Origin of the sequence: Rathayibacter sp. VKM Ac-2927, from assembly GCF_022815525.1 — a bacterium.
Taxonomy (GTDB): domain Bacteria; phylum Actinomycetota; class Actinomycetes; order Actinomycetales; family Microbacteriaceae; genus Rathayibacter; species Rathayibacter festucae.
Genome location: NZ_JALGRT010000001.1, coordinates 738,428 through 760,869 on the forward strand (window position 1 = coordinate 738,428; position 22,442 = coordinate 760,869).

The following is a 22,442-nucleotide window of genomic DNA, read 5'->3' on the forward strand; positions in this document are numbered from 1 at the left end:
ACCCGCCCACCGGTCCCCCAGCACCGAGCGCCGCGTCCCTGCCGGTCAGCAGCCGAGCAACGACTCCCGGGGACGACGAAGGGGCCCGATCGGATGACCGGGCCCCTTCGCGCGTCGCGGCCGGAGCCGCAGGCGGGGTGCTAGTTCAGCGAGCCGTCGACGGTCTCCTCGAACGAGGTGACGTTGCCGGGGCCGTACTTGTAGATCGAGACGGACGCCTCGGTCGGGTCGCCGTTCTCGTCCCACGAGATCGGGCCGGAGAGGCCGTCGTAGTCGATGTCCTCACCGTCGGCGAGCAGCGCGGCGCAGTCGGCGAACGTGGTGCACTTCGTGCCCTCGGTCGAGACGTCCTGCAGGTTGTCGCGGATCGTCGCTCCGTCGGTCGCGCCACCCTTGAGCGCGGCGAGCGCGGCGAGCACCGTGGCGTCGTACGACTCGGGGGCGTAGCTGAACACCGTCAGCGCGTCGTTCCCCTGCTCCTCGACGAGAGCCTGGAGGTTCGACTGGAACTCGTCGGACGCCTGCACACCGGGGTTGGTGAACTGGGCGCCGTCGATGTCGACGTTGGTGTCCGCATCGGTGATGACGCCGTAGTTGCCGTCCGTGCCGTAGAGGTTCGCGAAGTCGAAGCCCTTGGCCGCGAGCTGCTCGGCGATCGTGGTGATCTCGTCGAACGAGATGACGACGAGCGCGTCCGGGTTCGGGGCGAGCAGCGAGGTCAGCGCCGAGTTGAAGTCGGTCGAGGCCGGCTCGAAGATCTCCTCGGCCGCGACGGTCGCGCCGCCCGCCTCGAGGGTCTCCTTGATGTTCGACTCGAGGCCGGTGCCGTACGCGTCGTTCAGGTACAGGATCGAGACGTTGGTCTTGCCGTCGCCGAGGATCTTGTTGCCGAGGATGCGGCCCTGGAGCACGTCCGAGGGGGCGGTGCGCCAGTAGTAGCCGTCGTCGTCGTAGGTGGTGAAGTCCGGCGAGGTGTTGGCCGGCGAGATCTGGACGACGCCCGCCTGGGTCACCTGGTCGATGAACGTCTTCGAGACGCCCGAGGAGGCCGCACCGATGATGACGCTCGCGCCGTCGGCGATCAGCGAGGTCGCGGACTGCGTCGCGATGTCCGTCGTGGTGTCGCCGGAGTCCTTCTGCTCGACATCGATGGTGAGGCCGGCAGCGGCGTCGTTGATGTCCTTGACGGCGAGGTCGACGCCCGCGATCTCGGGCGGGCCGAGGACGGCCAGGGTGCCGGTCTGCGGGAGGATCGTGCCGATCTTCAGGGACAGGTCGCCGGACTCGCCGCCGTCGGTGCCCGCGTCTCCGCCGCCGCCGCTGGCGCAACCGGCGAGGACGAGAGCGCTGGCGCCCAGGAAGGCGACCCCGCTCAGGGTCGCCCGGAGGGATCGCGTACGGGCCGTCCCGGCCTTCGCGTGAACGCGCATGTTTCTCCTTGAGAGGTTCTGTCGTGGGAGCGGTGCCGGAGGCAACCGCTCGGCCAACCTAACCTTCGGAGAAGCCGTGAACAATACGGGGGTGTTTCAGATGCGTTTCGCGACCTGATCGTTACTTTTCGTCGTCGGAGCGCTCTCCCGCGACGCGATCCGCAGGTCCGGCCGTCACGCGTCGCCTCCGGCGCTCGGCCGAGACGAGGTCGACTGAGAAGATCGCCAGGGCCGCCCAGACGAGCGCGAAGCCGATCCAGCGCTCCGGCGGCATCTCCTCGTGCAGGAGGAAGGCGCCGACGACGAACTGCAGCACCGGTGTCAGGTACTGGATGAAGCCGACGATCGAGAGCGGCAGCCGCCGGGCGGCGCCCGCGAAGAGCAGCAGCGGCACGGCGGTGACGATGCCGGCCGAGGCGAGGATGAGCGCGTGCCCGGTGCCCTCCGTCGCCAGCGTCAGGCCGACGGTCGAGCCGACGACCAGCAGCTGCACGATCGCGAGCGGCGTGAGCCAGAGCGTCTCGAGCGTGAGACCGCCGACCGCGTCCATCCGGCCGCCGACCCGGCTCTTCACCAGGCCGTAGAGGCCGAAGGAGAAGGCGAGCGCCAGCGAGACCCAGGGGAAGGAGCCGTAGCCGACGGCGATCACAAGGACGGCGACGGCGCTGATCGCCATCGCGATCCACTGCGCCCGCCGCAGCCGCTCGCGCAGCACGATCACGCCGAGCAGCACCGTGACGAGCGGGTTCATGAAGTAGCCGAGCGCCGCCTCGATCACGTGGCCGGTGGTCGTCGCGATGACGTAGACCTGCCAGTTGATGTAGATCAGCACGCCGGCGATCGCCATCACGCCGAGCAGCCGCGGCTCGCGGAAGAGCGCCGCGAAGCCGCGCCAGCTGCGCGTCACCGTCAGCAGGAGCAGGCAGAAGACCAGCGAGAAGAGCACGCGCAGCGCGACGATCTCGAACGGCGAGGCGGGGGCCATCGCGATGAAGTAGAGCGGCATCGCGCCCCAGAGCAGGTAGGCGGCGAAGCCGAACCAGAGGCCGGTCGACGACAGCGCGCCGCCGGCGCCCTTCACGGGCAGGGCCTCGACGCCCTCGCCGGCCGCGGCGTCGCCCGTCGTCGGCGAGGCGGGATCGGCGGGGAGGCGGGAGGCGGGCACCCGTCCGATGCTACGCAGGGCCGACGCCCGCGGACCGCCCGGAACAGTCACCGGACGTCAGGATCAGGCCACCGGTCGCGAAGAGGACCGGGCGCACGACGGTGGGCCCGGCGACTCGCGTCGCCGGGCCCACTGCGCTGAAAGACGAAGGGCCCGGCGACTGTCGTCGCCGGGCCCTTCGGGGATCCGTCTCTAGCGGACCACGACCGCGAGGACGTCGCGGGCGGAGAGGACCAGCAGGTCGTCCCCACCGAACTTGACCTCGGTTCCGCCGTACTTGGAGTAGATGACCTTGTCACCGACGGCCACGTCGAGCGGGACGCGGTTGCCGTTGTCGTCGATGCGGCCGGGGCCGACGGCGACGACTTCGCCCTCCTGGGGCTTCTCCTTGGCGGTGTCGGGGATGACGAGACCGGAAGCAGTGACCTGCTCGGCCTCGACCTGCTTGATGACGATGCGATCTTCGAGCGGCTTGATGGACACCGACACGGTTGACCTCTTTCTTGACGACGACGGGGGCGGAGCGCCGCCGTTGGCAGACACGCTCCGAGAGTGCTAGCTCCACTGTAGAGGCTCCGCTGGCACTCGTGCAATCAGAGTGCCAGGCAGGCGCGCCGCGTCGTGCGGAGGGCGTGGCCTAGCATGGCCGGATGCAACGCGCCGAGCTGGTCGAGCTCCTCTCCCCCGAGGGCCTCCGGCTCCTCGACTCGCTCGACGGCTACCGCGCGGACGACCTGGTGCGCGCCGTCGCGGCGCTCCGCTCCGCCGGCCACTCCCCCGGCCTGGTGTCGGCCGTGCTGACCCAGGCGCGGCTGCGGGCGAAGGCGACCGGGAAGTTCGGCGAGTTCGCCCGGTCGATGCTCTTCACGGACGCCGGGCTCGAGCAGGCGACCCGCCTCCGGGTCGCCGCGCTGCACGCCGGCCGCTTCTCCTCCGCCCGGCTCACCCGCATCGCCGACCTCGGCAGCGGCATCGGCGGCGACGCCCTCGCGATGGCCGCCATCGACCTCGAGGTGACCGCGGTGGACGCGGACGAGATCACCGCGACCCTGGCCAGCTTCAACCTCGCCCCGTTCCCCTCCGCGCAGGCCGTGCACGGCGACGCCGAGGCGTTCGACCTGGACGGCTTCGACGCCGTCTACCTCGATCCGGCCCGCCGCACCGCCGGCCACCGCGAGACCCGGCGCCTCGACGATCCCGACGACTACTCCCCCTCGCTCGACTTCGCCTTCGGCCTCGCCGAGGCGCGGCCCGTGGGCGTGAAGCTCGGGCCGGGCTTCGACCGCGAGCGGATCCCCGCGGACGCGGAGGCGCAGTGGGTGTCGGTCGACGGCGAGCTCGTCGAGACGGGGCTGTGGTTCGGTCCGCTGGCGCGGCCGGGTGTCCGCCGGTCCGCGCTCCTGCTCTCGGCGTCCGGCGCCGTGGAGCTCGCCGCACCGGCCGACAGCGACGACGAGGAGGTGGGCGACCTCGGCGCGTTCGTGCACGAGCCGGACGGGTCGGCCATCCGCGCGCGCCTGCTCGGCGAGCTGGCCCGCACCAGCGGCTCGCGGATGCTCTCGCCCGGCATCGCCTACCTCACGGGCGACGAGCCGTCCGCGTCGCCGTTCCTGCGCAGCTTCCGCGTGCTCGCGGAGCTGCCCCTGGACGAGCGCACCCTCGCGCGCGAGCTGCGCGCCCGCGGCATCGGCGTCCTGGAGATCAAGAAGCGCGGCGTCGACGTCGACCCCGCGTGCTTCCGCAGGAAGCTCGGCCTGGCCGGGCGGGGCAGCGCCGTCCTGATCCTCACCAGGATCCAGGGGCGCCACCGCGCCCTGCTCGCCGAGCGCGTCGTGTGAGACCGGGGGCCGGCGCCTAGTAGCCGGAGGAGGAGGTCGCCGCGTCGAGGGCGACCACGAAGATCACGATCGTGACGGCGAGGTAGATCAGCGAGACCACGACGCCGGCGATGCCGGTGATGATCGCGGTCAGCGCGAAGCCGCGTGCTCCCGGCTCGCGACGGCGGCCGAGGAAGCCGAGCACGATCGCGGGCGCGGACAGGATGAAGCCGAAGCCCCAGCCGAAGATCGAGATGACCAGGCCGACGATGCCGAGGATCATGCCGGTGAGGCTCAGGGTCTTGGGCACCGTCGTGGGCGCCGGGACGTAGGCGTACTGCGACGGCGCGGCGCTCGGGGCCGGCGGGAGCGGCGTCCCGTACGCGGGCGGCGGGGTGTCCTGGGCACCCTGTCCCGGTGCCGTCGGGGTGCCACCCGAGTACGCGGGCGGGGCCGGGGGCACCGGAGTGCCACCGGACTGCACGGGCGGGGCTGGGGGCGCCGGCGGCACGGGGGGAGCAGGGGGGACGGGAGGGCCCTGTCGGTCGTCGGACCCGGGCCGGCTGCTGTCGCTCATGCCTCGAAGTCTAGAACGAGGCCGCCGACCGGCTCAGGCCGGGAGGTAGCCGTCCGTCCGGAGTCCGCCGACGAAGGCCGAGTAGGCGAGAGCGCCGACCAGCAGCAGCACGAGCGCGAGGTAGCCGAGGAGGAAGCCGGCGATCGCGAGTCCGCGGCCGCGCTGCCCGGAGCGGCGCGCCTGCGCGAAGCCGACGTGCCCGAGGACGATCGCGGCGGGCGCGAGCCCGAGGATGCCGCAGATCAGGGCGGCGACGGCGAGGCCGTTCAGCGGCGGGCGCGGCGCGGGAGCGCCGGGATGCGCGGCGCCGTCGAAGGCCTCCGGGCCGCCCGGGGCTCCGGAGGGAACGGCCTCCCCGGTCCAGCCGGACGCGGCGCCGGCCGCCGCCGGCGCCGGAGCGGAAACGGGGGACGGTGCTCCGGAGGGCGGCGCGTACCGCGGCGGCGGGGGCGGCACCGACCCCGGTGCCGGATCGCCGTTGTACTCGTCGTTCACGTCGCCCTCCTCGAGCGCTCCGCCGTCCCCGCCGTGCAGGGCGGGGCGGAGTGGATCAGTAGTTCGTCGTGCCCGCGATGCCTGCGAGGGAGAACAGGGTGACGAACAGGACGATGTAGACGATGATCGCGACGAAGCCGATCACGACGGCGGCGATCGCGAGTCCGCGGCCCTTCTCTCCGGTCCGCTTGATCTGCGAGAGAGCGATGAAGCCCAGGACGATCCCCACGATCGCGATGAAGAACGAGGCGATGAAGCCGATGATCGCCAGGATGTTGTAGCGGTCGGACGCGGGCGTGTACGGAGCGGTCATGGAAGATCCCCCTTGATCAGGAACGAGTGGATGCGCTCAGAGTGGCAGCGTCCCCGGAGGCCTGTCAAAACCCTGGACGGCGCTTGTGACGCGAGACGGCACTGCGGTAGAGCGCCTAGCGCACCTGGATCTCGGTGACGGGCAGCGTGGAATCGGCGCCGAAGGAGAGGCTCGAGGGCGCGTGCCCCGCCTCGATCAGCTGGGCGCCGAGCGCCGCGATCATCGCGCCGTTGTCGGTGCAGAGCGAGAGCGGGGGGATCCGCAGCGCGATGCCCGCCGCCGCGCAGCGCTCCTCGGCGAGCTCGCGGACCCGCGCGTTGGCGACCACTCCCCCGCCCAGCAGCAGCCGGGGCACCTCCCGGTCGACGCAGGCCGCGATCGCCTTGGTGAGCAGCACATCGGCGACCGCCTCGCGGAAGCTCGCGGCGACGTCGGCGACCGGCACCTCCTCGCCCGCGTCCTGGCGCTTCTCCACCCAGCGTGCGACGGCGGTCTTCAGCCCCGAGAAGGAGAAGTCGTAGCGGTGCTTCTCCCTGTCCTTCGGGAGGGTGAGGCCGCGGGGGAAGCGGATGGCCCGCGGATCGCCGTCGGCGGCGACGCGGTCGATCTGCGGGCCGCCGGGGTAGGGCAGGCCGAGCACGCGGGCGACCTTGTCGAACGCCTCACCGGCCGCGTCGTCGATCGTCTCGCCGAGCAGCTCGACGTCGGAGACGAGATCGCGCACGTGCAGGAGCGAGGTGTGCCCGCCCGAGACGAGCAGCGCGATGGTCGGCACCTCGACCGGGCCGCCCTCACCGCCGTCGGCGCGCAGGACGTCGGCGCCGACGTGCCCGACGAGGTGGTTGACCGCGTAGAGCGGCTTCCCGAGCGAGACCGCCAGCGCCTTGGCGGCGCCGACGCCGACCATCAGCGCCCCGGAGAGCCCGGGGCCGCTGGTGACCGCGATCGCGTCCAGCTCCTGCAGCGTGACGCCGGCCTCGGCGAGCGCCGTCCGCAGCGTCGGCTCGAGCGCCTCGAGGTGCGCGCGGGCGGCGACCTCGGGCACGACGCCGCCGTAGCGGGCGTGCTCCTCCATCGACGAGGCGATGGTGTTGGCGAGGAGCGTCGTGCCGCGGACGATGCCGATCCCGGTCTCGTCGCAGCTGGTCTCGATGCCGAGGACGAGCGGACCGGCGGTCATGGCGACTCCTGTCGAGGGGCGGCGATCGGCGCGCGCATCACGAGCGCGTCGACGTTGTCGGGCTGGTAGTAGGCGGGGCGGACCCCGATCTCCTCGAAGCCCTCCGAGCGGTAGAGCGACTGGGCGGCCGGGTTGTCGGCACGGACCTCGAGGAAGACCTCGCGGGCACCGCGCTCGGCGGCGATGGCGACGAGGGCGCGCAGGAGGCGCCTGCCGAGTCCGGTGCGGCGCGCGGAGGCGAGCACCGCGATGGTCTGCACGTCGCCCTCGTGCGCGCCGACCGGGCAGAGCAGCCCGGCGTAGCCGACCAGCTCGCCCGCGTCCTTGGCGACCAGGTAGCGGGTGTGCCGGCTGCGGATCTCCTCGCGCATCATCGTGCGGGACCAGGCGTCGCTGGTGAACTCGGACTCCTCGATCGCCATGATCGCGTCGAGGTCGTGGACGGTGGCGTCGCGCAGCTCCGCGCTCACGCGGTGACCCGCTTGGGACCGGCGGAGAGCGTGACGTCGGGCGAGCGGAGGTAGAGCGGCTCGTCCGCCGCGGGGGCGCGACCGGCCGCGCGGGTGAGCGCGGCCACGACGCCCAGCTCGGCGGCGGACACCGTCTCCGCCTCGAGGCGGGGAAGCTCGGGGAAGGGCAGCGCGGGCGGCTTGTCGAGGCCGGGTCCGGCGGTGCGGACGGGCAGGCCCTGCTCGTCGAGGCCGGCGTAGGCGCTCCAGTAGAGCTCGCGGCGGCGCGCGTCGGTGACGACGAGGAAACCGTCCGCACGGCCGTGGCGCAGCACGCCGAGTGCGACCGCGTCGTGCGAGACGACCGGGAGGGTGGGCACGCCGCGGCCGAACGCGAAGGCGCGGGCGGCGGCGATGCCGACCCGGAGTCCGGTGAAGGGGCCGGGGCCCATGCCGACGGCGACGGCCTCGATCGCGTCCGGGCCGATGCCGGCCGCCTCGAGGGCCTCCTCGATCAGCCGGCCGACGACCTCGGCGTGCCGCATGGTGTCGGTCTCAGTGCGCTCGGCCCGGACCGCCCCGTCCGCGCCGACGACGGCGACGGAGGTTCCGGAGGAGGTGTCGATCGCGAGCAGCACCCTGACAGGGTACCCGCGGGCGACGGGGCACCGGCCGAGGAGCCCGCGGCGCTCCGCAGCTGCTCGGTGGATCTCGATACGCCCTCTCCGAGGGCTGCTCGATCAGCACGGCCGGCGGACCTCTCCGACGGCTGTCCGGTCAGCAGGCGGACCGTGCTGGTCGAGCAGCCGCGCAGCGGCGTCTCGAGACCCGCCGTCAGCAGAGCGGTCAGCGCCAGCCGGTGCCGCGGAAGCGCACCGTGCGCGGCTCGATCGGCTCCTCGCCGTCCTCCGCGTCGGAGCCGCCGGTCGGGCGCTCCAGGACGACGTCGAGCCACGAGTCCGCCACGCCGTCGAGCAGACCGGCGCCCCACTCGACCACGACGACCGAGTGCTCGAGGTCGAGGTCGAGGTCGTCCAGCTCTACCGCGGAGCCGACGCGGTAGGCGTCCACGTGCACGAGCGGCGGACCGCCGTGCAGCGGCGGGTGCGTCCGCGCGATCACGAAGGTCGGGCTGGTCACCGGCCCGCGCACCCCGAGCCCCTCGCCGAGCCCGCGGGTGAAGGTCGTCTTGCCCGCCCCGAGCGGCCCGGTCAGCACCAGCAGGTCGCCGGCGCGCAGCACCCGGCCGAGGGAGCGGCCGAGCTCCTCCATCGCCTCCGGATCCGCGATCTCGACGGTGCGGTCGGCGAACCAGTCCCGCTCAGGCACGGACGCCTCCCGCAGAGCCGCCGACCGTCCTCCGTGGAACGCGGTGCCCGACCCGGGTGACGAGCTCGTAGTTGATGGTGCCGCACCAGCGCGCCCACTCGTCGACCGACGGGACCCCGGTGGTCGGGTCGCCCCAGAGCGTCACCGGGTCGCCGACCACGACGGGAGCATCCCCGACGTCGACGACGAACTGGTCCATCGCCACCCGCCCGGCGATGCGGTGCCGGCGCCCACCGATCGACACCTCGGCGACACCGGAGGCGGCGCGCGGGATCCCGTCGGCGTAGCCGAACGGCACCAGCGCGAGCGTCGTCTCGCCGGACGCGCGGTAGGCGTAGTCGTAGCTGACGCCCGTCCCCGCGGGCACTCGCCGCACTCCGGCCACCCGCCCCTGCAGGGTCATCGCCGGCACCAGGCCGAGCCCGAGGGACGTCTCGTCGTCGAACGGCGAGAGCCCGTACACGCCGATCCCGGTGCGCACCTGGTCGAGCCGCGCCTCCGGCAGGCGGAGCGCCGCGGCCGTCGCGGCCAGGTGCACCAGCGGCGCCGGCGTGCCGTGCGCGCGCAGCACCTCCTCCGCGCGGCGCAGCAGCGCGAGCTGCGCGAGGTCCTCCTCGCGCGAGGTGTTGGAGAGGTGCGAGAACAGCCCGGTGAGCTGCAGCGAGCCGCGCGCCGCGTGCTGCACGAGGGACTGCGCGAGCGGCACCCACTCCGCCTCCGCCGCCCCGTTGCGGCTGAGTCCGGTGTCGACCTTGAGCTGCACCGCCCCGCGCACGCCGCGGTCCTCGGCGGCCTGCGCGAGCCGGTCGAGCTGACCGACCGAGGAGACGGCGACCTCGATCCCGTGCTCGAGGGCGGTGTCGAAGTCCTGCTCGGGGTCGTGCAGCCAGCAGAGCACCGGCGCCAGGATCCCGGCCTCGCGGAGCGCGACCGCCTCGTCGAGATCGGCCGTGCCGAGCGCGTCCGCGCCGCCGGCGAGCGCCGCCTGCGCGACGGCGAGCGCGCCGTGCCCGTAGGCGTTCGCCTTGACGACCGCCATCAGCCGGGGCGCGGACGTCAGCTCCCGGAGCCGCGCCGTGTTCGCCGCGACGGCGTCCAGATCGATCAGCGCCTCGCGGAAGGCCAGCGGCGCGATCACGACTCGGCCACCACGAACGCGCAGGCGACCCCGGCGTCGTGGCTCATCGAGAGGTGCACCCGCGCGATCCCGCGCGACTCCGCCGCCGCGCGCGCCGCGCCGTGCAGGACGAAGGACGGATTCCCGTGCTCGTCCCGCTCGACCACCATGTCGTGCCAGCGCGCGCCGGCGGAGTCGCCCAGCGCCTTGATCAGCGCCTCCTTCGCCGCGAACCGTCCCGCCAGCGAGGGCGTCGGCAGGTCGCGTTCGCTCTCGGCGAACAGCCGCTCGCGGAGCCGGGGCGTGCGGGAGATCGCCCGCTCGAAGCGCGCGAGATCCACCACGTCCACGCCGATCCCGACGATCACGGCAGGGTCACTCGACCGTGACCGACTTGGCGAGGTTGCGCGGCTGGTCGACGTCGAGGCCCTTGGCCGAGGCGAGCTCCATCGCGAACATCTGCAGCGGCGTCACGGCGAGCAGCGGCTCGAACAGCGGGTCGGCCAGCGGGATCGGCACGACCTCGTCGGCGATCTGGATCGCGGCCGCGTCGCCCTGCTCGGCGATCGCGATCACCCGTGCCCCGCGCGCCTTGATCTCCTGGATGTTCGAGATCACCTTGCGCTGCAGCTCGTAGGACTCGCTCGGGCTCGGCACGATCACGAAGACGACCTGACCCGGCTCGATCAGCGCGATCGGCCCGTGCTTGAGCTCGCCCGCAGCGAAGCCCTCGGCGTGGATGTAGGCGAGCTCCTTGAGCTTGAGCGCGCCCTCGAGTGCCACCGGGTAGCCGACGTGGCGGCCGAGGAAGAGCACCGCGCGGGTGTCCGCCATCCAGCCCGCGAGCTGCGCGATCGCCTCGGAGGCGTCGAGCACCCGCGAGAGCTTCTCCGGGATCGCGGCGAGCTGCGCGGCCTGCGAGGCGATCAGCTCGGGCGTGGCCGCACCGCGCACCGCGGCCAGGTGCAGGCCGAAGAGGTAGAGCGCCGCGATCTGCGCGACGAACGCCTTGGTCGAGGCGACCGCGACCTCCGGGCCGGCGTGGGTGTAGAGCACGGCGTCGGACTCGCGCGGGATCGTCGCCCCCTGCGTGTTGCAGACGGAGAGCGTCTTCGCGCCCTTCTCGCGGGCGTACTTGACGGCCATCAGCGTGTCCATGGTCTCGCCGGACTGGCTGATCGAGACGACCAGGGTGCGCGGGGTCAGCACTGGGTCGCGGTAGCGGAACTCGTGGCTCAGCTCGACCTCGACGGGCACGCGCGCCCACTTCTCGATCGCGTACTTGGCGACCATGCCGGAGTAGGCGGCGGTGCCGCAGGCGATCACGGTGATGCGGTCGATGTCGGTGAGGGTCGCGTCGAGCGACGCGAGCTCCGGCAGCACGATCGCGCCGTCCTGGATGCGGCCGAGCAGCGTCTTGGCGACGGCCTCCGGGCCCTCGCTGATCTCCTTGGCCATGAAGCTCGACCAGCCGCCCTTCTCGGAGGCGGAGGCGTCCCAGGCGATCTCGAACGGCTCGGTCTCGACGGGGTTTCCGAAGAAGTCGGTGACGGTCACCTCGTCCGGCGTGATGGTGACGATCTGGTCCTGCCCGATCGCGACCGCGCGGCGGGTGAACTCGACGAACGCGGCGACGTCGGAGCCGAGGAAGTTCTCGCCGTCGCCGAGGCCGATCACGAGCGGCGAGTTGCGGCGCGCGCCGACGACGACGCCGGGCTGGTCCTGGTGCAGCGCGAGCAGCGTGAAGGCGCCCTCGAGGCGCGCGACGACGGCCTGGAACGCGAGCACGAGATCGCCGGTGCGGCGGTGCTCGCGGGCGATCAGGTGCGCGGCGACCTCGGTGTCGGTCTCGCTCTCGAAGACCGCGCCCTCGGCGAGCAGCTCCTCCTTGAGGGGCTGGAAGTTCTCGATGATGCCGTTGTGGATGACCGCGAGGCGCCCGTCGTCCGCGAGGTGCGGGTGCGCGTTGCGGTCGGTCGGGCCGCCGTGGGTCGCCCAGCGGGTGTGCCCGATGCCGGTGGTGCCCTGCGCGATCGGGTGCGCCTCGAGGTCGTCGACGAGGACGCTGAGCTTGCCGGAGCGCTTGCGGCTGTCGATCCGGCCGTCGGCGTCGATCACGGCCACACCGGCGGAGTCGTACCCGCGGTACTCCAGTCGCTTCAGTCCCCCGAGCAGCACGGCCAGGCTGTCGCGCGCGCCGACGTATCCAACGATTCCACACATGCGCTCGATCCTAATCGCGCGCGGGGGCGCTCCTGCGGCGACGGGGCCGAGCCGCGACGGCCGCTAGGATCGTGCAGATGTCCTCGTCAGCTCGCGAACCCGGGCGCGAGGCGCACCCCTCCCCGTTCGTCGAGATCGTCCGCTCCGACTGGGCCGAGCTCGCCCGCAGCACCGAGCTGCCGCTGAGCGAGACCGAGGTCGTGCAGCTGCGCGGGCTGGGCGACCGGCTGAGCCTCACCGAGGTCGCCGAGGTGTACCTCCCGCTGTCCCGGCTGCTCACCCTCTACGCCGGCGGCGCGCGCCAGCTGCACCGGGCGACGAGCACCTTCCTCGGCGAGCGCGCGCAGCCCACCCCGTTCGTGATCGGCGTGGCCGGCTCGGTCGCGGTCGGCAAGTCGACCATCGCCCGCCTGCTCCGCGAGCTGCTCGCCCGCTGGGACGACACCCCGCGCGTCGAGCTCGTGACGACCGACGGCTTCCTCCTGCCCAACAGCGAGCTGGAGCGGCGCGGGCTGATGAGCCGCAAGGGCTTCCCGGAGTCGTACGACCGCCGCGCGCTCCTGCGCTTCGTCTCGGAGGTGAAGGGCGGGGCGGCCGAGGTGCGCGCTCCGTTCTACTCGCACCTCTCCTACGACATCGTCCGCGACGCCGAGATCGTGGTGCGGCGGCCCGACGTGCTGATCGTCGAGGGACTGAACGTCCTGCAGCCGCCCGCGCCCGGGCACGGCCTCGCGGTCAGCGATCTCTTCGACTTCACGGTCTACGTCGACGCGCGGACGAGCGACATCGCGCGCTGGTACGAGGAGCGGTTCCTCGCGCTGCAGCAGGGCGCCTTCGCGAGCCCGAACTCCTACTTCCACCGCTACGCCTCGCTGACGCCCGACGAGGCGCGCGAGCGGGCCCGCAGCATCTGGTCCTCGATCAACGAGCCGAACCTGCTGCAGAACGTGCGGCCCACGCGCTCGCGCGCGAGCCTCGTCCTGCGCAAGCAGGCCGACCACACCGTCTCCTCGGTGCTCCTCCGCAAGATCTGACGCGGAGTCCCGGCCGCTGACGCGCCGACGACGGCAGGTCTCGATACGCGCCTCCGGCGCTACTCGACCAGCATGGGAGGCGGCAGGTCTCGATGCGCGCCTCCGGCGCTGCTCGACCAGCACGCGGCGAGCAGGCCGAGTCATGCCGTGCCTCGCCCGGCGAGCAGGCGGAATCATGCTGATCGAGCAGCCCCGCAGGGGCGTCTCGAGATCCCCGGGCCAGCGGCGGGCGAGGACGCTAGACCGCGACGCGCAGCTGCTCGAGCACGACGGCCGCGAGGGACTCGGCCAGCCGGTCGGCGGTCTCCTTGGTGGAGGCCTCGACCATGACCCGCACCATCGGCTCGGTGCCCGAGGGTCGGAGCAGCACGCGCCCGCCGGTGCCGAGCTCGCGCTCCGCCTCGGCGATGGCGGCCGCGATGACGGCGTCGTCGTGCACGCCCTCGCGGTCGACGCCGCGGACGTTGACGAGCGTCTGCGGGAACACCCGCATCACCGAGGCGAGCTCGGCGAGCGACTTGCCGGTCCGCGCCACCTCGGCCGCGATCTGCAGCCCGGTGAGGACGCCGTCGCCGGTCGTCGCGAAGCGGCTCATGATGACGTGACCGGACTGCTCGCCACCGAGCGAGTAGCCGCCGTCGTTCATCGCCTCGAGCACGTAGCGGTCGCCCACGCCGGTCTCGATCACGCGGATGCCGGCGTCGGCCATCGCGGTCTTGAGGCCGAGATTGCTCATCACCGTGGCGACGAGCACGTTGTCGCGGAGGACGCCGCGACGGGCCATCGAGGTCGCGAGGATCGCCATGATCTGGTCGCCGTCGACGACGCGCCCCTCGGCGTCGACCGCGAGGCAGCGGTCCGCATCGCCGTCGTGCGCGATGCCGAGATCGGCGCCCGCCTCGCGGACCGCCTCGGCGACGTGGTCGAGGTGGGTCGAGCCCACCCCGTCGTTGATGTTGATGCCGTCCGGATCGTTGCCGATCACGGTGACGGTCGCGCCGGCGTCGGTGAAGACCTCCGGCGAGATGCCCGCGGCGGCGCCGTGCGCGCAGTCGATGACCACGTGCAGTCCGTCCAGGCGGGTGCTGCCGAGCGAGCCGAGCAGGTGGAGGACGTAGCGGTCCTCGGCGTCGGCGAAGCGGCGGATGCGGCCCACGTCGGGGCCGAGCGGCGTGAGCGGCGGGACGCCGAGAGCCGCCTCGATGCGGTTCTCGAGCTCGTCCGGGAGCTTGCGGCCGCCGGCCGCGAAGAACTTGATGCCGTTGTCGGCGGCGGGGTTGTGCGACGCCGAGATCATCACGCCGAAGTCGGCGCTCTCGTCGGCGATGAGGTAGGCGGCGGCGGGCGTGGGGATCACTCCCGCATCCAGCACGTCGACGCCGGCGCTCGCGAGGCCGGCCGCGACGGCGGCACCGATGAACTGGCCCGAGATCCGAGGATCGCGGGCCAGGACGGCGAGGGGCCGACGGCCCTCCGCCCGGGCGGCCGCACCGAGTACACGGGCGGCCGCCTGAGCGAGGCCGAGGGCCAGGTCGGCCGTGACGTCGCGATTCGCGAGGCCACGGACGCCATCTGTTCCGAACAGGCGCGGCATGATGCCAGTCCCCTTCTGAAGCTGCTGATCGGCGGCCACGGGGGCCGCAGCGACTAGCGCTTCGAGAACTGGGACGCCTTGCGGGCCTTCTTGAGACCGGCCTTCTTGCGCTCGATGACGCGAGCGTCGCGGGTGAGGAAGCCGGCCTTCTTCAGGATGGCGCGGTTGTTCTCGCGGTCGATCTCGTTCAGCGCACGCGCGATCGCGAGGCGGAGCGCGCCGGCCTGGCCGGAGGGGCCGCCGCCGGTGATCTTCGCGACGACGTCGTACGAGCCGAGGAGGTCGAGGACCTTGAACGGGTCGTTGATCAGCTGCTGGTGCAGCTTGTTGGGGAAGTACTCCGCGAACTCGCGGGCGTTCACGGTCAGGCTGCCGGAGCCCGGGACCAGGCGCACGCGGGCGATGGCCTGCTTGCGACGGCCCACGGCTGCGCCGGAGACGTTGAGGACGGCGCGGGGCGTCGAGGACGCCTCGGTGGCCGGGCTTTCGGTGGAGTAGCTCTCGGGAGCCACGTCGATCTGGTCTGCGATCTTCGCCACGGTGTAGGTGATCCTTTGTCTTCGAAGTCTGGGGTGTCGGGGAGGGCCGGAGCCTACTGGGCGACCTGGGTGAAGGCGTACGCCTTGGGCTGCTGAGCCGCGTGAGGGTGCTCGGTGCCCGTGTAGACCTTCAGCTTGCGCAGCTGCGCACGACCGAGGGAGTTCTTGGGGAGCATTCCGCGGATGGCCTTCTCGACGGCGCGGATCGGGTTCTTCTCGAGGAGCTCGGCGTACGTGGTGGCCGTGAGGCCGCCCGGGTAGCCGGAGTGGCGGTACGCCTTCTTCTGGAGGAGCTTCTGGCCGGTGAGGGCCACCTTCTCGGCGTTGACGATGATGACGAAGTCGCCCATGTCCATGTGCGGCGCGAACGTCGGCTTGTGCTTGCCGCGCAGGAGCGCAGCGGCGTGGGTGGCCAGACGGCCGAGCACGACGTCGGACGCGTCGATGACGATCCAGTCGTGCTGGACGTCAGCCGGCTTCGGAGAAAAAGTGCGAGTCACGTGAGTGCTGCTTTCTGATCGGAGTGAGGAGTTCGTGAATCCCGCTCCGTGGCCGTTCGACCCGCGAGGGGGCCGAACCGATCCGGTGGAGGGCTCAACTTCGGGTGCCGGCACGCGGCCGAGAACACCAAGGGTCGACAGTACAGCAATCCGCACCGGAGCGGAAGCTCACGGGCTCGCCGCCGCGCTCCCCCGGGCGGTCCGGGTCAGGAGTCGTCCTGTCCCAGCGCGGCCAGGACCTCGGTCGCCAGCTCCTCGAGCGGGGCCTGGCCGCCGACGTAGGAGCGGAGCGAGAGCAGCCGGTCCCCGGCCAGCACGACGACCGTGGCGGCCGGGTCGACCGCCGGGTCGCCGGCGCGGAAGAAGGCGGCGTCGCCCAGCCCGCTCGGCTCGACGGGGGCTTCGGACTCCTGCGCGGTGACGTCGGCCGTGGTGGCGCCGGTCGCCGTCTGCAGGACGAGCGCGGCGGGGTTGCCCGCCATCGCCCAGGCGCAGCCCGAGCCCTGGTCCGAGGCGGTGACGAAGCCCTCGGGCAGCTCGAGGGCCGCCTCGATCGCCGTCACCGGCAGCACCGCGGCGCAGTCGAGGACCTCGACCGTCGCACCGGCGGTCGACTCGGCCGCGGGAGTGGTCGGCACCGCGGTGGGCACGGCGGTCGGCGCGGTGGTGTCCACCGCGGCGGCGGGCGCCCGGTCCGGCACGTCGATCGCCGACGACGAGCAGCCTGCCAGCAGCAGCCCGGCCGGCAGGACGAGCGCGGCGACGAGCGCCCTCCCGCGGTGGTTCCTGCGGATCACTCGTCGTCCTCCCCCTGGGCGTCCCCGCCGGGCAGGGTGCGCTTCACCCGGGTGAGCACCGCCCGCTCGGCCAGTTCCGAGTCCTCAGGGTAATCGACCTCGCGCAGGATGAGGCCGCGCGCCGGCATGACCGCGAAGGCGTTCGTGCGGCGGGCGGCGTCGCGCAGCAGCGGGAGCTCGCCGGCCTCCAGCTTGCCGATCCCCACGGCCACGCAGGAGCCGACGAGGGCGCGCACCATGCTGTGGCAGAAGGCGTCGGCGCGCAGGTGGGCGTGCAGCACGCCGTCCTCGTCCCGCTCCCAGGTGAAGTCGAGGAGGCTGCGGATGGTGGTGGCTCCGACGCGTGCGCGGCAGAACGAGGCGTAGTCGTGCAGGCCGAGCAGCGACTCGGCCGCCTGCGCCATCACGCCCTCGTCGACCGCCTCGTTGATCCAGGTCGTGAAGCCGCGCTCGAGCGGCCGCCGCAGCGAGGTGCGGTCGGCGAGCCGGTACTCGTAGCGCCGCCAGCGCGCGGAGAAGCGCGCGTCGAAGCCCTCGGGCGCCCGGGTCACCCGGTGCACGGACAGGTCCGAGTACTGACCGAGGATGCCCTGGAGCTTGCGCTGGAGCACGACCTCGGGCGCGACCTTCTCGGTGCCGGCCCGCGGGCTGCCGTTCAGGCGCGACCACTGCTGGGGCGTGAGGTCCAGGTGCGCCACCTGCGCGCTCGCGTGCACGCCGGCGTCGGTCCGGCCCGCGACGGTGACCACCGTCCGCTCCTCCGAGCGCAGCAGCACGCCGAGCGCGTCCTCGAGGACGCCCTGCACCGTGCGGAGGCCGGGCTGGAGCGCCCAGCCCGCGAAGTGGGTGCCGTCGTAGGCCAGATCGAGGCGGACGCGGTGGAGCACCCGACGAGTCTAGGTCGTCCGCCGGGCCGTTCCGGGTCGCCGGATCAGCCGGCCGAGAGCCGGACGCCGAGCGAGTCGAAGACGGCCACCGCCCAGTCGGCGAGGACGTCCTGGTCCCCGACGAAGGACTCGACGTGCAGCTCGTAGCCGCCCGCCAGGACGGCCAGCTGGGACGGCGTCGCCGCCGAGCCCTCGAGCCGGTAGGCCGCCTCCCCCAGCGGAGCCGGCACGGCGCCGACGGCCTCCCCCGCACCGGCGAACGTCTCCGCGAGCCGCGCGGGCCCGACGCTGACGAGGACCGCGGACGGATTTCCGGCGATGCCGTAGGAGCAGGAGTCCTCCGCCTGGACGAGCACGGCCGTTCCGGCGGGCAGTCCGACCGCCGTCTCGACCGCTGAGGCGGGCAGTGCCGCGGAGCAGTCGAGGGCGGGAGCCGACGCCGCGACGGTCGCAGCGGTCGCGCTGGGCACGGACTCGGGGGCGGCGACCGAGCTCGGTGCCGTCGTGCGCGCCGACTCCGGCACGTCGACGACCCCGGTGGAGGAGCAGCCCGCCAGCAGGGCCGTAGCGGCGAGGAGCAGGACCGCATGGTGCGCGCGCACGGAACTCCTCCTGCTGGCCGACGAGGACGGGGGTCCGGGTACCGGACGCATCCCGACCCTCTGTCGGGACGATCCCGCCATCGTAAGCGACGTTCCGCGCCACCGAGCACTCAGGAGTGCCACGGCCGGGAACGACGAGAGCCCCCCGTCCCCGAGGGGGCGGAGGGCTCTCGAGACGTGCTCGGGACTACTTGGTCTCGGCGGTCGTCTCGACCGGGGCGTCCTCGACGGGCGCGTCCTGGACGGTCGCGTCGGCCTCGGTCGTGTCGGCGACGGGCGCCTCCTCGACAGTGGCGTCCTCGGCGGGGGCGTCCGCGACGACGGCCTCGTCCTCGACCGGAGCCGAGACGGGAGCGGCGCCGGTGCGCGACTTCTTGACCTTCGGCGTCACGGGCTCGAGGACGAGCTCGATGACGGCCATCGGGGCGTTGTCGCCCTTGCGGGGACCGATCTTCGTGATGCGGGTGTAGCCGCCCTCACGCTCGGCGACGAGCGGCGCGATCTCGGTGAAGAGCTCGTGCACGACGCTCTTGTCGCCGATGGTCGCGAGGACGCGGCGGCGGGCGTGCAGGTCGCCGCGCTTCGCGAACGTCACCAGACGCTCGGCGAGGGGACGCAGGCGCTTGGCCTTGGTCTCGGTCGTCTTGATGCTCTTGTGCGTGAACAGGGCCGCGGCCAGGTTCGCGAGCAGCAGACGCTCGTGTGCGGGACCGCCTCCGAGGCGGGGGCCCTTCGTGGGCTTGGGCATGGCTTTACTCCAGTACTAAAGGGGTGTCAGAAGGTCGAACGCCGGAGCGGAGACCTAGATGCTCTCGTCGTCGTAGCTGTAGAAGTGGGCGCCGTCGAACCCGGGGACCGAGTCCTTCAGCGACAGGCCCAGCTCCGTCAGCTTCTCCTTGACCTCATCCACCGACTTCTGACCGAAGTTGCGGATGTTCATGAGCTGCGTCTCCGAGAGGGCGACGAGCTCATTGACGTTGTTGATGCCCTCGCGCTTGAGGCAGTTGTAGCTGCGCACCGAGAGGTCGAGGTCCTCGATGGGCATGGACAGCTCGGTCGAGAGGACGGCGTCGACCGGCGCGGGGCCGATCTCGATGCCCTCGGCCGCGTTGTTCAGCTCGCGGGCGAGTCCGAACAGCTCGGTCAGCGTGCGACCGGCCGACGCGATGGCGTCGCGCGGCGTGATCGCCGGCTTCGACTCGACGTCGACGACGAGGCGGTCGAAGTCGGTGCGCTCGCCGGCACGGGTGGCCTCGACGCGGTAGGTGACCTTGAGCACGGGCGAGTAGATCGAGTCGACCGGGATCTGGCCGGCCTCGGAGAACTCGCTGCGGTTCTGGGTCGCCGACACGTAGCCGCGGCCGCGCTCGATGGTGAGCTCGAGCTCGAACTTCGCCTTGTCGTTCAGGGTCGCGATGACGAGGTCCGGGTTGTGGATCTCGACACCGGCCGGAGCCGAGATGTCGGCGGCGGTGACCTGGCCGGCGCCCTGCTTGCGCAGGTAGGCGGTGATCGGCTCGTCGTGCTCGGAGGAGACGACGAGTCCCTTGATGTTCAGGATGATCTCGGTGACGTCCTCGCGGACGCCCGGGACGGTCGTGAACTCGTGCAGGACTCCGTCGATCCGGATGCTGGTGACAGCGGCGCCGGGGATGGAGGACAGCAGGGTGCGACGCAGCGAGTTGCCGAGCGTATAGCCGAAGCCGGGCTCGAGGGGCTCGATGACGAAGCGGGAACGGAACTCCGAGATGTTCTCCTCGGTGAGCGTCGGACGCTGTGCGATAAGCACTGTTGATTCCTTTCGATCACGTGTCCGCTATATGACACGTGCGTTTGCGAGTCTGAAGTTGTGAAAGAAATGCGCGATCCGCCGGCCGGCCTCACGTCGCGCTGGAGAGCGCTTCGTTCGGCCGGCCGACGGCTGCGAGTGCTGCGTTAGACGCGACGGCGCTTCGGCGGGCGGCAGCCGTTGTGCGCCTGCGGGGTGACGTCGTTGATCGAGCCGACCTCGAGGCCTGCGGCCTGGAGCGAGCGGATCGCGGTCTCGCGACCCGAGCCCGGGCCCTTCACGAAGACGTCGACCTTCTTCATGCCGTGCTCCTGCGCCTGACGCGCGGCCGACTCGGCAGCGAGCTGGGCGGCGAACGGCGTCGACTTGCGCGAGCCCTTGAAGCCGACTCCACCGGACGAGGCCCAGCTGATGACGGCCCCGGCGGGGTCGGTGATCGACACGATGGTGTTGTTGAACGTCGACTTGATGTGGGCCTGGCCCACAGCGATGTTCTTCTTCTCCTTGCGGCGCGGCTTGCGCGCGGCCGACTTGGGGGTAGCCACTTGTTATCTCCTCTAGGTCCGTGTCGCCCGCGTTACTTGCGGCCGGCCTTCTTCTTGCCGGCGACGGTGCGCTTCGGGCCCTTGCGGGTGCGAGCGTTCGTCTTGGTGCGCTGTCCACGGACCGGGAGGCCGCGACGGTGGCGGATGCCCTCGTAGGACCCGATCTCGACCTTGCGGCGGATGTCGGCGGCGACCTCGCGGCGGAGGTCTCCCTCCACCTTGTAGTTGCCCTCGATGTAGTCGCGGAGCGCGACGAGCTGGTCGTCGGTGAGGTCCTTGACGCGGATGTTGCCGTCGATCCCCGTGTCGCTCAGCGTCTTCAGCGCGCTCGTGCGGCCGACTCCGTAGATGTAGGTCAGTGCGACCTCCACGCGCTTCTCGCGCGGGATGTCTACTCCTGCCAGACGTGCCATGGTGGCTTCTCCTGTGAGTGAGTGGAGGTGTGAAGCAACGTCGGTGCCTCGGCCTCCGACCGAAGGTGTCCTCGCCGTTCACTCCGGGAGACCCGGGGTGCTGCGCGATTTCTGACGTTGCGGGGTGGTGTGTTGCCGTGCTGCTGGGCGGTTTCCCGCCCGCGCTCCTCGCAGGAGCGCCGGGAGTCCCGGAGGACTAGCCCTGGCGCTGCTTGTGGCGGGGGTTGCTGCTGCAGATGACCATCACGTTGCCGTGGCGGCGGATGATCTTGCAGTGGTCGCAGATGCGCTTGACGCTGGGGTTGACCTTCATTGTTCTGTTCCTTGTTTTCGCTGGCGTCGTGCTCCCGGCGGATGCCGGGGCCGTTCCTTACAGGACACGCACGTCGCGAACTGAGCGGAGCGAACGTCTACTTGTAGCGGTAGACGATCCGGCCGCGGGTCAGGTCGTAGGGGCTGAGCTCCACGATCACGCGGTCCTCGGGGAGGATGCGGATGTAGTGCTGACGCATCTTGCCCGAGATGTGGGCGAGAACCTTGTGTCCGTTGGTGAGCTCCACGCGGAACATCGCGTTGGGGAGCGCCTCGACAACCGCACCTTCGATTTCGATGACACCGTCTTTTTTGGCCATAGCCTCACTGTCGTTCGGAAGTAGTGTGTGTACTGGTCGTGCGAATGCTTCCGCGACGATCCTCCCCCCGGGCGGAGCCTGGGGAGCGGTGCGCGGGCGTGCCGGAGCACGCGCAAACACCAAGGGTCGATACTACGCGAATCCCCGCTTCTCCGCCAGCCCGGGCGTGTCGCCTCAGGGCGGGGGCGGGCACCCGTCGGGGACGGCGGTGTGCGCGCCGCGGAGCGCGAGCACGACGGCCGCCGCCTAGGCTCTCCCTCGTCGAAGGGACCGCGGATGGCGCGCACGGAGAAGACGACGGACGGCCCGGCGAGGAGCCGGCGGAGCTGGTACTCGCACCCCCTGGTGACCGTGCTCGTCGCGATCGTCGTCATCGCCCTCGTGCAGACCTTCTTCGTGAAGGTGTACACCGTGCCGACCGGCTCGATGGAGAACACCCTGCAGGGCGGCGGCTTCTTCGGCGACCGCATCCTGGTCGACCGCACCGCGGCGCTCCACGGCGAGCCGGAGTCGGAGCAGATCGTCGTCTTCTCGCGGGACGCGCGCTGGGGCGCGACCGACGCGGTCGGGAACCCGCTCTCCGAGGCGGTGAAGTACTTCGGCGACGTCACGAGCATCGGCCCGTCGCACGAGGAGTTCCTCGTGAAGCGCGTGATCGCGACCGCCGGCCAGACGGTCTCCTGCTGCGACGCCGAGGGGCACGTGCTCGTGGACGGGCAGCCGCTCGCGGGCGACTACGTCTTCGAGGACTTCCCGTTCGCCCCCGGCACCCAGGACTGCGACTCGCAACCGGCCTCCACCCGCTGCTTCCAGGAGTACACGGTGCCGGAGGACACGCTCTTCGTCCTCGGCGACCACCGCTCCAACTCCAACGACTCGCTCGGCGACTGCCGCGGGGCGCCGGGCCCGATCGACTCCTGCGTGAAGACGGTGCCGATCGAGCGCGTGGTCGGGCGCGTCTTCGCCGTGGCCTGGCCGCTGACCCGCTGGCGCCTCTTCTAGTCCGGGTCGCGTT

The 22,442-nt window shown here is 72.0% G+C and carries 28 protein-coding genes; 3 read left to right on the forward strand and 25 right to left on the reverse strand.

Annotated elements, in window-relative coordinates; all coding sequences use genetic code 11:
• Positions 1-140: 140 nt before the first annotated feature.
• From MT353_RS03450 to groES, 3 genes are all read right to left on the reverse strand, one after another.
• Positions 141-1,430, reverse strand: coding sequence for an ABC transporter substrate-binding protein (locus MT353_RS03450; protein WP_243586270.1), 1,290 nt, complete (start codon positions 1,428-1,430; stop codon positions 141-143).
• A gap of 121 nt (positions 1,431-1,551) precedes the next feature.
• Entirely contained in the window at positions 1,552-2,517 is a 966-nt protein-coding gene (gene rarD, locus MT353_RS03455; protein ID WP_243623775.1) for an EamA family transporter RarD, read from the reverse strand.
• 270 nt (positions 2,518-2,787) lie between these two features.
• Positions 2,788-3,084: a co-chaperone GroES gene (groES, locus tag MT353_RS03460; protein WP_068251574.1), complete on the reverse strand. Its 297-nt coding sequence runs from the start codon at positions 3,082-3,084 to the stop codon at positions 2,788-2,790.
• A gap of 161 nt (positions 3,085-3,245) precedes the next feature.
• Between groES and MT353_RS03465 the strand changes: the two genes are divergently transcribed.
• Positions 3,246-4,433: a class I SAM-dependent methyltransferase gene (locus MT353_RS03465; RefSeq protein WP_243623611.1), complete on the forward strand. Its 1,188-nt coding sequence runs from the start codon at positions 3,246-3,248 to the stop codon at positions 4,431-4,433.
• A 16-nt stretch (positions 4,434-4,449) separates the two neighbouring features.
• Here MT353_RS03465 and MT353_RS03470 read toward each other — a convergent pair whose 3' ends face one another.
• From MT353_RS03470 to glmS, 10 genes are all read right to left on the reverse strand, one after another.
• Positions 4,450-4,989, reverse strand: a complete 540-nt coding sequence (locus MT353_RS03470; RefSeq protein ID WP_243623612.1) for a DUF4190 domain-containing protein — start codon at positions 4,987-4,989, stop codon at positions 4,450-4,452.
• Positions 4,990-5,022: 33 nt separating this feature from the next.
• Positions 5,023-5,484: a DUF4190 domain-containing protein gene (locus MT353_RS21860; protein WP_243623613.1), complete on the reverse strand. Its 462-nt coding sequence runs from the start codon at positions 5,482-5,484 to the stop codon at positions 5,023-5,025.
• A 55-nt stretch (positions 5,485-5,539) separates the two neighbouring features.
• Entirely contained in the window at positions 5,540-5,797 is a 258-nt protein-coding gene (locus MT353_RS03480) for a DUF4190 domain-containing protein (protein WP_123735045.1), read from the reverse strand.
• Between the two features lie 115 nt (positions 5,798-5,912).
• Positions 5,913-6,977: a tRNA (adenosine(37)-N6)-threonylcarbamoyltransferase complex transferase subunit TsaD gene (tsaD, locus tag MT353_RS03485; protein ID WP_123735044.1), complete on the reverse strand. Its 1,065-nt coding sequence runs from the start codon at positions 6,975-6,977 to the stop codon at positions 5,913-5,915.
• The gene (gene rimI / locus MT353_RS03490; protein ID WP_243623614.1) at positions 6,974-7,447 is read right to left on the reverse strand and encodes a ribosomal protein S18-alanine N-acetyltransferase; all 474 of its coding nucleotides are present in this window, start codon (positions 7,445-7,447) and stop codon (positions 6,974-6,976) included. Before rimI ends, tsaD begins: the two co-directional genes overlap by 4 nt.
• Complete coding sequence (gene tsaB / locus MT353_RS03495; RefSeq protein WP_243623615.1) at positions 7,444-8,064, reverse strand: tRNA (adenosine(37)-N6)-threonylcarbamoyltransferase complex dimerization subunit type 1 TsaB; 621 nt, start codon at positions 8,062-8,064, stop codon at positions 7,444-7,446. Before tsaB ends, rimI begins: the two co-directional genes overlap by 4 nt.
• Positions 8,065-8,272: 208 nt before the next feature.
• Positions 8,273-8,698 carry a tRNA (adenosine(37)-N6)-threonylcarbamoyltransferase complex ATPase subunit type 1 TsaE gene (gene tsaE / locus MT353_RS03500; RefSeq protein ID WP_243600611.1) on the reverse strand — a complete coding sequence of 142 codons (426 nt, stop codon included), beginning with the start codon at positions 8,696-8,698 and terminating at the stop codon, positions 8,273-8,275.
• Positions 8,699-8,747: 49 nt separating this feature from the next.
• Positions 8,748-9,893: an alanine racemase gene (gene alr / locus MT353_RS03505; RefSeq protein ID WP_243600565.1), complete on the reverse strand. Its 1,146-nt coding sequence runs from the start codon at positions 9,891-9,893 to the stop codon at positions 8,748-8,750.
• Positions 9,890-10,240 carry a holo-ACP synthase gene (locus MT353_RS03510; protein WP_243600564.1) on the reverse strand — a complete coding sequence of 117 codons (351 nt, stop codon included), beginning with the start codon at positions 10,238-10,240 and terminating at the stop codon, positions 9,890-9,892. Before MT353_RS03510 ends, alr begins: the two co-directional genes overlap by 4 nt.
• A 7-nt stretch (positions 10,241-10,247) precedes the next feature.
• Complete coding sequence (gene glmS, locus MT353_RS03515; protein ID WP_123702134.1) at positions 10,248-12,095, reverse strand: glutamine--fructose-6-phosphate transaminase (isomerizing); 1,848 nt, start codon at positions 12,093-12,095, stop codon at positions 10,248-10,250.
• A gap of 77 nt (positions 12,096-12,172) precedes the next feature.
• Between glmS and coaA the strand changes: the two genes are divergently transcribed.
• Positions 12,173-13,129: a type I pantothenate kinase gene (gene coaA / locus MT353_RS03520; protein WP_123445076.1), complete on the forward strand. Its 957-nt coding sequence runs from the start codon at positions 12,173-12,175 to the stop codon at positions 13,127-13,129.
• Between the two features lie 238 nt (positions 13,130-13,367).
• Here coaA and glmM read toward each other — a convergent pair whose 3' ends face one another.
• The 12 genes from glmM to infA all read right to left on the reverse strand — a co-directional run bounded on the left by glmM (position 13,368) and on the right by infA (position 21,427).
• Positions 13,368-14,723, reverse strand: a complete 1,356-nt coding sequence (gene glmM / locus MT353_RS03525; protein WP_243600563.1) for a phosphoglucosamine mutase — start codon at positions 14,721-14,723, stop codon at positions 13,368-13,370.
• Positions 14,724-14,776: 53 nt separating this feature from the next.
• Positions 14,777-15,262 carry a 30S ribosomal protein S9 gene (gene rpsI, locus MT353_RS03530; protein ID WP_123445075.1) on the reverse strand — a complete coding sequence of 162 codons (486 nt, stop codon included), beginning with the start codon at positions 15,260-15,262 and terminating at the stop codon, positions 14,777-14,779.
• Positions 15,263-15,315: 53 nt separating this feature from the next.
• Complete coding sequence (rplM, locus tag MT353_RS03535) at positions 15,316-15,762, reverse strand: 50S ribosomal protein L13 (RefSeq protein WP_123445074.1); 447 nt, start codon at positions 15,760-15,762, stop codon at positions 15,316-15,318.
• Positions 15,763-15,968: 206 nt separating this feature from the next.
• Positions 15,969-16,559, reverse strand: coding sequence for a hypothetical protein (locus tag MT353_RS03540; RefSeq protein WP_243623616.1), 591 nt, complete (start codon positions 16,557-16,559; stop codon positions 15,969-15,971).
• Positions 16,556-17,446 carry a tRNA pseudouridine(38-40) synthase TruA gene (locus tag MT353_RS03545; protein WP_243582569.1) on the reverse strand — a complete coding sequence of 297 codons (891 nt, stop codon included), beginning with the start codon at positions 17,444-17,446 and terminating at the stop codon, positions 16,556-16,558. Before MT353_RS03545 ends, MT353_RS03540 begins: the two co-directional genes overlap by 4 nt.
• 44 nt (positions 17,447-17,490) lie before the next feature.
• Positions 17,491-18,048, reverse strand: a complete 558-nt coding sequence (locus MT353_RS03550; RefSeq protein ID WP_243615322.1) for a hypothetical protein — start codon at positions 18,046-18,048, stop codon at positions 17,491-17,493.
• 187 nt (positions 18,049-18,235) lie between these two features.
• Entirely contained in the window at positions 18,236-18,796 is a 561-nt protein-coding gene (gene rplQ, locus MT353_RS03555) for a 50S ribosomal protein L17 (protein ID WP_243615321.1), read from the reverse strand.
• Positions 18,797-18,850: 54 nt separating this feature from the next.
• Positions 18,851-19,837: a DNA-directed RNA polymerase subunit alpha gene (locus MT353_RS03560; RefSeq protein ID WP_123445069.1), complete on the reverse strand. Its 987-nt coding sequence runs from the start codon at positions 19,835-19,837 to the stop codon at positions 18,851-18,853.
• Positions 19,838-19,983: 146 nt separating this feature from the next.
• Positions 19,984-20,382: a 30S ribosomal protein S11 gene (gene rpsK / locus MT353_RS03565; RefSeq protein WP_056037257.1), complete on the reverse strand. Its 399-nt coding sequence runs from the start codon at positions 20,380-20,382 to the stop codon at positions 19,984-19,986.
• 32 nt (positions 20,383-20,414) lie between these two features.
• Complete coding sequence (rpsM, locus tag MT353_RS03570) at positions 20,415-20,795, reverse strand: 30S ribosomal protein S13 (RefSeq protein ID WP_056037260.1); 381 nt, start codon at positions 20,793-20,795, stop codon at positions 20,415-20,417.
• 196 nt (positions 20,796-20,991) lie between these two features.
• A complete protein-coding gene (gene rpmJ, locus MT353_RS03575) occupies positions 20,992-21,108 on the reverse strand; it encodes a 50S ribosomal protein L36 (protein WP_055787164.1) in 117 nt (38 codons plus the stop codon).
• A gap of 97 nt (positions 21,109-21,205) precedes the next feature.
• On the reverse strand, positions 21,206-21,427 hold the full coding sequence (gene infA / locus MT353_RS03580; RefSeq protein ID WP_022883252.1) for a translation initiation factor IF-1: 222 nt from the start codon (positions 21,425-21,427) through the stop codon (positions 21,206-21,208).
• 276 nt (positions 21,428-21,703) lie between these two features.
• Here infA and lepB point away from each other — a divergent pair, with 276 nt between their 5' ends.
• Entirely contained in the window at positions 21,704-22,429 is a 726-nt protein-coding gene (gene lepB / locus MT353_RS03585; RefSeq protein ID WP_243615320.1) for a signal peptidase I, read from the forward strand.
• The last annotated feature ends 13 nt before the right edge of the window (positions 22,430-22,442 follow it).